Below are 10,196 nucleotides of genomic sequence, written 5' to 3' on the forward strand. Positions count from 1 at the left end.
TGCCCGCCCCCCCGTCCGACCCCCGTTCCCGTCGCCAACCATCTGCCAGCGCGGAGGTTCCAGCTCTTATGAAGCTCACCGTCGTCGGCTGCTCGGGGTCGTTCCCGTCCGCGGAATCGGCCTGCTCGAGCTACCTCGTCGAGGCCGACGGCTTCCGGCTGCTTCTCGACATGGGCAACGGCGCCCTGGGCGAGCTGCAGCGCCACTGCGGTCTCTACGACCTCGACGCGATCTTCCTCAGCCACCTGCACGCCGACCACTGCATCGACATGTGCGCGTACTTCGTGGCGCGCTACTACCGCCACGACGGCGGCCGCTGCGACCCGATCCCCGTCTACGGACCGGAGGGCACGGAACAGCGCCTGACCACCGCGTACGCCGACACCCCGTCCGCCTCCTCCATGAGCGAGGTCTTCGACTTCCACACGGTCAAGCCGGGCACGTTCGAGATCGGCCCCTTCACCGTCCACACCGAGCGGGTCGCCCACCCCGTGGAGGCGTACGGCATCCGCGTCGAGCACGGCGGCCGCATCCTGACGTACTCCGGTGACACGGGCATCAGCGACGCGCTGGAGGAACTCGCCCGCGACGCCGACCTGTTCCTGTGCGAGGCCGCGTTCACCCACGGCAAGGAGAACATCCCGGACCTCCACCTCAACGGCCGCGAGGCAGGCCAGACGGCCGCCCGCGCCGGAGCCCGCCGCCTCGTCCTCACCCACATCCCGCCGTGGACGGACCCCCAGATCAACCTCACGGACGCCCGCGCGGTGTACGACGGCCCGGTGGAACTGGCGGCGCCGAGAGTGTCGTACGAGATCTGAGCACCAGGCCTCAGCGCGGCCCGAGACCGCGTACGCTGGACGCCGAAGGCCCCCGGAACCACCTGTCCTGGTCCCGGGGGCCTCGCTCTGTCCCGTACGGGAGTACGTACGGAAGTCCTGTCACGCCTTGGTGAGGTCCTCGACCTCCTCCTCGGGCTCGCGGCCCGGGGTGGGGAGGTTGAAGCGGATGATCGCGAAGCGGAAGGTCGTGTAGTAGATCGCGGCGAAGACCAGGCCGATCGGGATGATCATCCAGGGCTTGGTGGCCAGGCCCCAGTTCAGGAAGTAGTCGATGGCGCCGGCCGAGAAGCTGAAGCCGTGGTGCACGCCCAGGGCCCAGGTGACGGCCATGGAGAGGGCGGTCAGCAGTGCGTGGATCACGTACAGGACCGGCGCGATGAACATGAACGCGAACTCGATCGGCTCGGTGATGCCGGTGACGAACGAGGTCAGGGCCAGGGAGACCATCAGACCGCCGACGGCCTTGCGGCGCTCGGGGCGGGCGGTGTGGGTGATGGCTAGAGCGGCGGCGGGAAGCGCGAACATCATGATCGGGAAGAAGCCCGTCATGAACTGACCCGCGGTCGGGTCGCCGTGGAAGAAGCGCGGCAGGTCGCCGTGCCACACCGCGCCCGTGGCGTCCTTGAAGGAGCCGATCTCCTGCCACGCCACGGTGTTGACGAACTGGTGCATGCCCACGGGCAGCAGCGCGCGGTTGATGGCGCCGAAGATGGCCGCGCCGAACGCGCCGAGACCGGTCATCCACTCGCCGAAGCTGGTGATGACGTCACCGATGGGTTCCCAGACCAGACCGAAGAAGACGCCGACGGCGGTGCCGATGAAGGCCATCAGGATCGGGACGAGACGCCGGCCGTTGAAGAAGCCGAGCCAGTCGGGGAGCTTCGTGCGGTGGAAGCGCTGCCAGGTGACGGCGGCTATCAGGCCCATGACGATACCGCCGAGGACCTTGGGGTCGTTGTAGGTCGCGGCGACGTCGGCGCCCTTGGTGACCTTGGCCTCCGTGATGGGGAACGCTGTCAACACGTTCTTGTAGACCAGGAATCCGACCAGCGCCGCGAGGGCGGTGGAGCCGTCGGACTTCTTGGCGAAGCCGATGGCGATGCCGACGCAGAACAGCAGCGGCAGGTTGGCGAAGACGGCGTCGCCGGCGGTGGCGAAGACCTTGGCGACCTTGAGCCAGCCGAGGCCGTCCTTGCCGAGTACGTCGTCCTGGCCGAGCCGCAGCAGGATGCCCGCCGCCGGCAGCACGGCGATCGGGAGCTGAAGGCTGCGGCCGACCTTCTGCAGGCCCTGCAGCAGACCGGAACCCCACTTCTTGGCGGGGGCCGCCGTGGCGGTGGCGGTGCTCATAGTTCCTCCACATGTGCATACCGGTGCTGCCGGGGGAAGGCGATCGAGGAAAGCCGTACGGGGAGGGCAGCAACCGTGTGGTCTACACCACTGATTGGTGTAGACCTGTTGTAGCACGGTGAAGGCGAGATAAGGAACCCGCGAGATCGGTGATGAATGCGTTGCGCTGCGTGTTCGTCAACGGCGGTACGTAAGGCGGCGAATCACTCCGAATCGGGGGTTCTGAGGGGCAAGCCGCCGGTCGGGGTGATGGTCGGAGTGATGGCCGGGGCGGCGGTCAGGGTGGCGGTCGGGGTGGCTTGGCGACTCCCGGTTCCGTGGTGTAGACCAGTGTTGGTCACTGCGGCAAGCGGTTCGGATCAGGGAGAAGGACATGGCCACCAAGGCGGAGAAGATCGTTGCCGGGCTCGGCGGCATCGACAACATCGAAGAGGTCGAGGGCTGCATCACCCGGCTGCGGACCGAGGTCGTGGACGCGAGCAAGGTCGACGAGGCCGCACTGAAGGCCGCGGGCGCACACGGCGTGGTCAAGATGGGCACGGCGATCCAGGTCGTCATCGGCACGGACGCGGACCCGATCGCGGCGGAGATCGAAGACCTGATGTGAGCCCGGCCCGCGGCGGCCGGGGCAAGGACGCGGGGCACCTCCCGCAGCACAGACGCGGGTTCCTCCCACAACAGACCGGCAACGGCGGGAGGAACCCCTTCCGTATGTGCGGCTAGGCTCGTCGCCATGTCTCGAATCGACGGCCGTACGCCCGACCAGCTCCGCCCCGTCACCATCGAACGCGGCTGGAGCAAGCACGCCGAGGGCTCCGTCCTCGTCTCCTTCGGTGACACGAGGGTCTTCTGCACCGCCTCCGTCACGGAGGGCGTCCCGCGCTGGCGCAAGGGCAGCGGCGAGGGCTGGGTCACCGCCGAGTACTCCATGCTGCCCCGCTCCACCAACACCCGCGGCGACCGCGAGTCCGTACGCGGCAAGATCGGCGGCCGTACGCACGAGATCTCCCGCCTCATCGGCCGCTCGCTCCGCGCGGTCATCGACTACAAGGCGCTCGGCGAGAACACCATCGTCCTCGACTGCGACGTGCTCCAGGCCGACGGCGGCACCCGCACGGCCGCCATCACGGGCGCGTACGTGGCACTGGCCGACGCCGTGGCGTGGGCGCAGCGCAAGAAGCTGATCAAGGCCGGCCGGCAGCCCCTCACCGGCACGGTCTCCGCGGTCTCCGTGGGCATCGTCGGCGGCGTCCCCCTCCTCGACCTCTGCTACGAGGAGGACGTGAAGGCGGAGACCGACATGAACGTCGTCTGCACCGGCGACGGCCGCTTCGTCGAGGTCCAAGGCACCGCGGAGGCCGAGCCGTTCGCCCGCGACGAACTCAACGCGCTGCTCGACCTGGCGGTGTCCGGCTGCACGGAGCTGGCGTCACTGCAGCAGAAGGCACTTGATACGGTCCTGGAAAGGTAAAGGGCGCACCAAGAAATGCTTCGCGCCGTGAGCAACCACGGCGCACCCCCTTGGCGTCCCTACCGGTACGGGCGTACGGCACACCACCGTACGTCCGGCCACTATCCGCACCGCATCGCACGGGGGCCGTCAGGCCTGAACTCTAGGAGGACAGTTCCATGGCCGCGAGCCGCCGCCGACGTCGTACGACCATCGCCGCCGCAGTAGCAGCAGTCGCGCTGACGACCGGTCTTGCCACGGGGTGCGACGCCGTCAACAAGGCCCTGGACTGCGTCCAGACCGCCGACGCCATCGCCGACAGCGTCACCGACCTCCAGCAGGCGGTCGAGAACGCGTCCAACGACCCGACGCAGATCGACGAGTCGCTGAACTCCATCGACAAGAACCTCGACGAGATCGGCGACAAGACCGACAACACCGACGTCAACAAGGCCGTCGACGACCTCCAGAAGGCCGTCACGAACGTCCGCGACGCCGTGAAGAGCGGCGACGAGACGCCGGACATCACGCCGGTCACGGACGCGGCGGGTGAACTGACGAAGGTCTGCACGCCGTAGCTGCGCAGGCTGGGCGGGGCGTCTCGGCTGCCGGGTTTCTGTTGGGTTGTCGGGTGCGGGTTCTGTGTGGCTGGTCGCGCAGTTCCCCGCGCCCCTTGACGGGGGCGCGCCCCGCGGCTCCGTCGGTACTGTGTGGCCATGACGCGCCTCATCCTCGCCACCCGTAACGCCGGAAAGATCACCGAGTTGAGGGCGATCCTCGCTGACGCGGCTCTCGCTCATGAACTCGTCGGCGTGGACGCCTATCCCGACGTGCCCGACGTCAAGGAGACCGGCGTCACCTTCGCGGAGAACGCGCTGCTGAAGGCCCACGCCCTGGCGCAGGCCACGGGCCTGCCCGCGGTCGCCGACGACTCCGGTCTGTGCGTGGACGTCCTGAACGGCGCCCCCGGCATCTTCTCGGCCCGCTGGGCCGGCCGGCACGGCGACGACAAGGCCAACCTCGACCTGCTGCTGGCCCAGCTCGGCGACATCGCCGACGAACACCGCGGCGCCCACTTCGCGTGCGCGGCCGCCCTCGCGTTGCCGGACGGCACCGAGCGAGTGGTGGAGGGGCAGTTGAGGGGCACACTGCGCCACACCCCGGTCGGCACGAACGGCTTCGGCTACGACCCGGTCCTCCAGCCGGAGGGGGAGACCCGAACGTGCGCCGAGCTGACCCCCGAGGAGAAGAACGCGATCAGCCACCGGGGCAAGGCGTTCCGTGCGCTGGTGCCGGTGGTGCGGGAACTGCTCGGCTGAGCCGGAGCGTGCCGCGCCGGTCGCGGTGAAGGGCCGGCCCGGGAGGAAACCCCTCCCGGGCCGGCCCTTTTGTCTGCGCGCTTTCACCCCACACGGAAACGTGGATCACTCCCCGTTTCTGCCGTTTCCGTGCTAGCGTCGTCCGCCGGGCAGGAAACGGGGAGTGGTCCCCAATAACGGGAGGCTGGAACGTGGCGGACACGGCACTGGTGTTGGGCGGGGGCGGCCTGGCCGCGTACGCATGGCAGGTCGGCATGCTGGCCGGACTGGCCGACGCCGGGGTGGACCTCGGCGGTGCCGACGTGCTCGCCGGAACGTCGGCCGGCGGGCTGCTGGCGGTGGACCTGGCCACGGGGGCAGCGCCGGTTGACCTGTACGGGGAACAGGTCAACCGGACGCGGGCCCTGCTGGACGTGGACTTCACCCTCGCCATGACCGTCAAGTACCTGTGGGCCGCGCTCGGTTCACGCGACCCGGAGACCATGGTCAAGCGCCTGGGCAGGCTCGCACTGTCCGTGCGCGACGTGTCGGAGACCGACGTCCTCGACGCCATCGGCCCTCAACTGCCTGTCCAGAAGTGGCCGGAGAGGCCGGTACGACTGTTCGCCGTGAACGCCCTCACCGGCGAACCGACCGGCTTCAGCGCCGACAGCGGCGTCGACCTGGTACGGGCGATGTCGGCCACGTGCGCCCTGCCACCACTCTTCCCGCCGATCACCATCGGCGCGGGGCGCTGGATGGACGGAGGAGTGCGCTCCACGACCAACGCCGACCTCGTGCACGACTGCCGACGGGTCGTCGTCCTGGCCCCCATCCCCAAGGGCCCGGGCGCCAGCCAGAGCACCTCCGACCAGGTGGCCGCCCTCATGACAGGCGGCGCCCGGGCCGCCCTGCTGGTCCCGGACCGAGCGGCCCGCCGCGCCTTCGGCCGCAACCCCCTCGACGCGTCCCGTGTACCCGGAGCCGCCCGGGCAGGATTCAGGCAGGCGGCCGAGTACGCCGAACAGGTCCGCACCGTCTGGCAGGAGTGACCGGATGCCCCGATACCCGACCGTCCCCGTCGACACCGCCGAGTACGCGGCCCGACTCCAGAGCGACAACAGGGACGGCCGATGCTTCATCTGCGAGATCGTCCGAGGTGAACGGGGCCCCGACGACCTGGTCGTCCACCGCGACGACGTATGCGTGATCTTCCCGCCCGTCCCACAACGCCTCTACGGCTACATGCTGCTGGCCCCCGTGGAACACCACACACGCGTGGTCGACGACTTCTCGGAGGCCGAGTACCTGGAACTCTAACGCCGCATCCACCGCCTCGGCCGAGCCCTCACCGACCTCGTCCCCACCGAACGCCTCTACGTGTTCAGCTTCGGCAGCAACCAGGGCGTCTCCCACATCCACTGGCACCTGGCCCCGCTGCCACCGGGCGTGCCCTTCGAGGAGCAACAGTTCGCGGCGGTGAGCCGGCCTGAGCACCTGCTGATCCCCGCCGAGGACCAGGCCGCCCTCGCGGAGAGGATCGCCGAGGCGATGCGGGACTGAACTACCCGAGAGGGGCCTGTGACCAGCCCGTGGCGGCCACCACCTCACGCGCGATGTCCACGACGGTCCGCCCGTCCGTCGCCACCCGCACGGTCTCCGCGTGGACGCGCTGGTCCAGGAGCCGCGCCTTGCGCGCACTGGCTCGCAGTTCATGCTCCAGCTCCGAGCCGAGTTCGCGGCGCACCAGCCGCTCGCGGGCGGTGGCATCGGAGGCGGTGAGAAGGACCCGTACGATCCGCACCTCGGCCCCCATGGCCCGCTGGAACATGCCGGTCGCCTCGGGCAGCACACTGGCGGTGTTCGTGTAGATCAGCCGCCGGTACCCGTGTCGGGCGAAGTTCGCCCACACGGCGGTGAGACTGCTCTCCGTGATCGCGGATCGGTGGGGGTCCCCCTCCGGGGCCGGATGCACCTGCCCCATGAAGTCACCATCGATGATCGCGTGCGAGACCGCAGCCTCCCGCAGCACCACCGAAACCTCCCACCCCACGGTCGTCTTACCAACTCCGGCTCGCCCACCGAGGAGCAGCGCTTCCGCCTCATTCATGGGGGCAGCGTGTCAGCTCGCGTCTGGCTCACGCGATCCGATATATCGAACTGTGCCGGTGATATCGGAGGTGCCGGGCTGAGACACAGGAGGGGCCGTCCGGGTGGACGGCCCCTCTGTATGTGCGGCCGGTGGGACTCGAACCCACACGGGCTTTCGCCCACGGCGTTCTAAGCGCCGCTCGGCTGCCAGTTACGACACGGCCGCGTGCACGGCCATGGTACCTGTCATCGGTGGGCTTGCTTGAGGGGAACGTCGGCCGCCACCTCGACACCAGGTGCTGGTGATCGCGTGGCAGTTTGGGCAGAGCAGCCGCAGGTTCTCGCGCCGGTCGTCGCTCCAGTCGCCGCTGATGTGGTCGACCTCCAGGGTCATGGGCTTGCCGAGCCACTCAGGGCCGATGCCGCAGCGGGCGCACTCCTCGGCTACTCCGACCTCGCGAAGCGCGCGGCGTATGGCTCTGGTCGACGTTCGGCGTATGCCGTCGTGGCGTACGAGAACTTCCTCAGGTCGCTTGGTGTTGGTGCCGGGCTTACCCTGTTGGTGCGCCTGTCCCAGGAAGTGCGAGGTGGTGAGGTTCGCCTCGGTGATCCACCTGTGCAACTGCGCGCGTTGCGAGCCGTTGTTCGGGCGATCCAGACGGCGCAGCACCTCCGAGATGGAGATTGACTCTGCGACGGCCGCTTTCAGCTCGTCCTGCGAGGGCCGGGGGCGCCTGCCGCAGGGGCGGAAGTGTGAGATATCGATGCCGAAGTGGCTGAACCGCTTCATGAGGTACCCACGGAGGTAGCCGTACGGCCGGGTGCCGAAGAAGGCAATGACCTCGTCAATGTCGGAGCACTGTGCGGCAGCTTCGGCCAGCCGCTCGTGGGTGTACTGCACGCCGTTGGTCATGAGGTCCGTCCCCTGGCGCGCCCCTTGTTGCGGCCTCGATAACTGTCCGTCGTGGAATGGCAGTTGGGGCAGAGCAACCGCAGGTTCTCGAGTCGGTTGTTCCGCCAGTTGCCGTCCACGTGGTCGACCTCAAGCGGCAACGGTTCCCCCAGCCACACCGGTTGCATTCTGCACAGAGCGCAGAGCTCCTCCAGGCCCAGCTCACGCATCGCTCTCTTGAGCCGAGTGCTGGGGATGCGCGTGGCGTGCACCGATGTGTCCTCGATGAGGATCTCTTCGGCGGTCCGTCGGCGCTGGTTGTACCTCTGTCGCTCGGTGCGGACCACCCGTGTGAAATGCGAGGTGTCGATGCCGTAGGCCTTGATGCGCCGGGAGATGTGAGTGTGGTGGCCGCCCACCGAGTCGAGTCCTAGCCGCCGTAGTACCTCGTTCAGGCTCGTCGCCTGGGCGACCACAGGCTCAAGGATCTCCCTCGTCCACTTGGCCCCCTCGCGCTCGAAGTGCGAGACGTCTACTCCCTGTTTCTTCATCCGCTCGAAGACGTAGCGCCTCTTCCAGCTCTTCGGATCCACCCCCAACCTCTCCAACGCCTCCGACAACGTCCGCGCCCCCCGAGCCGCCTCCTCCAGCCGCTTCTTGGTGTACGCGCTCGCCCCCATCGACCCCTCCGCTCCGGCCACCCGTTCGTAGTCTCGTACGGAGTAACGAACCGTTAATCGGACGGTCACGCACGGAATGCGGAGCGGCCCGTACCGGATCTCGTCGGTACGGGCCGCTGTCGTCAGAAGTAAGGGGTGAGCCTCAGATGGCCAGGTCCTTGATGATCTTCGCTACGTGGCCCGTTGCCCGCACGTTGTACAGGGCGCGCTCCACCTTGCCCTCCTCGTCCACCACGATCGTGGAGCGGATGACGCCCATGTACGTCTTGCCGTAGTTCTTCTTCTCGCCGAAGGCGGCGTAGGCGTCGAGGGCCTTCTTGTCGGGGTCTGCCAGGAGTGTGACCTTCAGGTCTTCCTTCTCGCGGAACTTCGCCAGCTTCTCGGGCTTGTCGGGGGAGATGCCGATGACGTCGTAGCCGGCGCCCGCCAGCAGCTCCAGGTTGTCCGTGAAGTCGCAGGCCTGCTTCGTGCAGCCGGGGGTCAGGGCGGCCGGGTAGAAGTAGACGATGACCTTGCGGCCCTTGTGGTCGGCCAGCGACACCTCCTTGCCGTCGGCGTCCGGCAGGGTGAAGGCGGGGGCGGTGTCCCCGGGCTGGAGTCGCTCGCTCATCGGACTTGTCTCCTCGTGCGGATGGCGCATGGCGCGTAGCTGATAGCGGATACGGGTGTCGGAACCGAGCGTAATAGGGGGTCCTGACACTGTGGTGCCGTGTCGAGCTGACAGACTGTCCGTGAAGAGCCCGCGGGCGGAGTCCCGCAGGTGGGGATGCGGCGACAGGGAGGCAGCGCGGTGGCGGACACCTCGGACACCAGAACCCCGGCGCAGATCGAGGCGGACATCAGGCGCCGCCGCGACGCGCTGGCCGAGACGCTCGACGAGATCGGCGTCCGGGTGCACCCGAAGACGATCGTCGGTGACGCCAAGGCGAAGGTCGTCTCGAACATCGACCACACGCTCGGGCGGGCCTACGTCGGTGTCAACCGCGTGGTCACCGACGTCAAGGGACAGGTCGTGGACGAGGACGGCCGGCCCCGGCTCGAACGCATCGTGCCGGTCGCCCTCGTGGTCGTCGGAGTCGTCGGGCTGCTCGCCCTCGGTACGAGGCGCCGCAAGGGCTGATTCCGGGGGGTGCGGGTGTCGTCGGCCAGGCCCGAGGGCGGCCCTACTGCGTACGAATCGCGCGAAGGCAGGTAGGTTCGGGGTGTGAGCGAGAAGACCCACCACGACAAGTTGCCCATCCGGATGCTGCACGACCGTGTGCTCGTGCGGCAGGACACCGCCGAGGGCGAGCGGCGCTCCGGCGGGGGCATCCTGATTCCCGCGACGGCGGCTGTCGGGCGGCGCCTGGCCTGGGCCGAGGTCGTCGCGGTCGGACAGAACGTACGGACCGTGGAGCCCGGCGACCGTGTGCTGTACGACCCGGAGGACCGCGCCGAGGTCGAGGTCCGGGGCACCGCGTACGTGCTGATGCGCGAGCGGGATCTGCACGCTGTGGCGGCCGATCGGTTCGAGGGGTCCGAGGACTCGACGGGGCTGTATCTCTGAGGGAAGTGTTCTCCGGGTTCTCCGGATGCGCGGAAGGGGCTGGTGAC

Annotated in this window: 15 protein-coding genes and 1 tRNA gene; 10 read left to right on the forward strand and 6 right to left on the reverse strand. The window is 68.7% G+C overall.

The features are described from left to right. Positions 1–68: 68 nt before the first annotated feature. Positions 69–821, forward strand: coding sequence for an MBL fold metallo-hydrolase (locus FNH08_RS34085; RefSeq protein WP_152775391.1), 753 nt, complete (start codon positions 69–71; stop codon positions 819–821). 120 nt (positions 822–941) lie between these two features. Here FNH08_RS34085 and FNH08_RS34090 read toward each other — a convergent pair whose 3' ends face one another. Then, positions 942–2,192: a PTS transporter subunit EIIC gene (locus tag FNH08_RS34090; protein ID WP_152775392.1), complete on the reverse strand. Its 1,251-nt coding sequence runs from the start codon at positions 2,190–2,192 to the stop codon at positions 942–944. Positions 2,193–2,550: 358 nt separating this feature from the next. Between FNH08_RS34090 and FNH08_RS34095 the strand changes: the two genes are divergently transcribed. From FNH08_RS34095 to FNH08_RS34125, 7 genes are all read left to right on the forward strand, one after another. After that, positions 2,551–2,799, forward strand: a complete 249-nt coding sequence (locus FNH08_RS34095) for a PTS glucose/sucrose transporter subunit IIB (protein WP_322725961.1) — start codon at positions 2,551–2,553, stop codon at positions 2,797–2,799. Positions 2,800–2,925: 126 nt separating this feature from the next. Continuing rightward, on the forward strand, positions 2,926–3,663 hold the full coding sequence (gene rph, locus FNH08_RS34100; protein WP_152775394.1) for a ribonuclease PH: 738 nt from the start codon (positions 2,926–2,928) through the stop codon (positions 3,661–3,663). A gap of 158 nt (positions 3,664–3,821) precedes the next feature. After that, the gene (locus FNH08_RS34105; protein ID WP_152775395.1) at positions 3,822–4,220 is read left to right on the forward strand and encodes a hypothetical protein; all 399 of its coding nucleotides are present in this window, start codon (positions 3,822–3,824) and stop codon (positions 4,218–4,220) included. 138 nt (positions 4,221–4,358) lie between these two features. Beyond that, the gene (rdgB, locus tag FNH08_RS34110; protein ID WP_152775396.1) at positions 4,359–4,961 is read left to right on the forward strand and encodes an RdgB/HAM1 family non-canonical purine NTP pyrophosphatase; all 603 of its coding nucleotides are present in this window, start codon (positions 4,359–4,361) and stop codon (positions 4,959–4,961) included. A 191-nt stretch (positions 4,962–5,152) separates the two neighbouring features. Next, entirely contained in the window at positions 5,153–5,992 is an 840-nt protein-coding gene (locus FNH08_RS34115) for a patatin-like phospholipase family protein (RefSeq protein ID WP_322725958.1), read from the forward strand. Between the two features lie 4 nt (positions 5,993–5,996). After that, positions 5,997–6,260 (forward strand): hypothetical protein, encoded by a 264-nt coding sequence (locus FNH08_RS34120; protein WP_152775397.1) that lies wholly within the window; start codon positions 5,997–5,999, stop codon positions 6,258–6,260. A gap of 60 nt (positions 6,261–6,320) precedes the next feature. Further along, positions 6,321–6,503 (forward strand): hypothetical protein, encoded by a 183-nt coding sequence (locus FNH08_RS34125; RefSeq protein ID WP_152775398.1) that lies wholly within the window; start codon positions 6,321–6,323, stop codon positions 6,501–6,503. A 1-nt stretch (position 6,504) separates the two neighbouring features. Here the strand turns inward: FNH08_RS34125 and FNH08_RS34130 are convergent, their stop codons facing one another. The 5 genes from FNH08_RS34130 to bcp all read right to left on the reverse strand — a co-directional run bounded on the left by FNH08_RS34130 (position 6,505) and on the right by bcp (position 9,213). Continuing rightward, positions 6,505–7,050 carry a hypothetical protein gene (locus FNH08_RS34130; RefSeq protein ID WP_152775399.1) on the reverse strand — a complete coding sequence of 182 codons (546 nt, stop codon included), beginning with the start codon at positions 7,048–7,050 and terminating at the stop codon, positions 6,505–6,507. 123 nt (positions 7,051–7,173) lie between these two features. Then, positions 7,174–7,257, reverse strand: a tRNA-Leu gene (locus tag FNH08_RS34135). Next, a complete protein-coding gene (locus tag FNH08_RS34140) occupies positions 7,243–7,944 on the reverse strand; it encodes an HNH endonuclease (RefSeq protein WP_152775400.1) in 702 nt (233 codons plus the stop codon). The genes FNH08_RS34135 and FNH08_RS34140 overlap by 15 nt, the downstream gene beginning before the upstream one ends. Next, positions 7,941–8,603 (reverse strand): HNH endonuclease signature motif containing protein, encoded by a 663-nt coding sequence (locus tag FNH08_RS34145; RefSeq protein WP_152775401.1) that lies wholly within the window; start codon positions 8,601–8,603, stop codon positions 7,941–7,943. The genes FNH08_RS34140 and FNH08_RS34145 overlap by 4 nt, the downstream gene beginning before the upstream one ends. Positions 8,604–8,745: 142 nt before the next feature. Further along, positions 8,746–9,213 carry a thioredoxin-dependent thiol peroxidase gene (gene bcp / locus FNH08_RS34150; RefSeq protein WP_152775402.1) on the reverse strand — a complete coding sequence of 156 codons (468 nt, stop codon included), beginning with the start codon at positions 9,211–9,213 and terminating at the stop codon, positions 8,746–8,748. A 180-nt stretch (positions 9,214–9,393) separates the two neighbouring features. Here bcp and FNH08_RS34155 point away from each other — a divergent pair, with 180 nt between their 5' ends. After that, positions 9,394–9,723, forward strand: coding sequence for a DUF3618 domain-containing protein (locus tag FNH08_RS34155; protein ID WP_322725959.1), 330 nt, complete (start codon positions 9,394–9,396; stop codon positions 9,721–9,723). 84 nt (positions 9,724–9,807) lie between these two features. Then, the gene (locus FNH08_RS34160) at positions 9,808–10,149 is read left to right on the forward strand and encodes a GroES family chaperonin (RefSeq protein WP_322725960.1); all 342 of its coding nucleotides are present in this window, start codon (positions 9,808–9,810) and stop codon (positions 10,147–10,149) included. Positions 10,150–10,196 lie beyond the last annotated feature (47 nt).

The sequence above is a fragment of the Streptomyces spongiae genome, assembly GCF_009377185.1.
Lineage (GTDB): Bacteria > Actinomycetota > Actinomycetes > Streptomycetales > Streptomycetaceae > Streptomyces > Streptomyces spongiae.

Bases quoted from the DNA above. Each gene is read 5' to 3' on its own strand.
- rph (WP_152775394.1), top strand. From the start codon at position 2,926: ATGTCTCGAATCGACGGCCGTACGCCCGACCAGCTCCGCCCCGTCACC.
- FNH08_RS34085 (WP_152775391.1), top strand. From the start codon at position 69: ATGAAGCTCACCGTCGTCGGCTGCTCGGGGTCGTTCCCGTCCGCGGAA.
- FNH08_RS34090 (WP_152775392.1), bottom strand. From the start codon at position 2,192: ATGAGCACCGCCACCGCCACGGCGGCCCCCGCCAAGAAGTGGGGTTCC.
- rdgB (WP_152775396.1), top strand. From the start codon at position 4,359: ATGACGCGCCTCATCCTCGCCACCCGTAACGCCGGAAAGATCACCGAG.
- FNH08_RS34130 (WP_152775399.1), bottom strand. From the start codon at position 7,050: ATGAATGAGGCGGAAGCGCTGCTCCTCGGTGGGCGAGCCGGAGTTGGT.
- FNH08_RS34105 (WP_152775395.1), top strand. From the start codon at position 3,822: ATGGCCGCGAGCCGCCGCCGACGTCGTACGACCATCGCCGCCGCAGTA.
- FNH08_RS34120 (WP_152775397.1), top strand. From the start codon at position 5,997: ATGCCCCGATACCCGACCGTCCCCGTCGACACCGCCGAGTACGCGGCC.
- FNH08_RS34145 (WP_152775401.1), bottom strand. From the start codon at position 8,603: ATGGGGGCGAGCGCGTACACCAAGAAGCGGCTGGAGGAGGCGGCTCGG.
- bcp (WP_152775402.1), bottom strand. From the start codon at position 9,213: ATGAGCGAGCGACTCCAGCCCGGGGACACCGCCCCCGCCTTCACCCTG.
- FNH08_RS34140 (WP_152775400.1), bottom strand. From the start codon at position 7,944: ATGACCAACGGCGTGCAGTACACCCACGAGCGGCTGGCCGAAGCTGCC.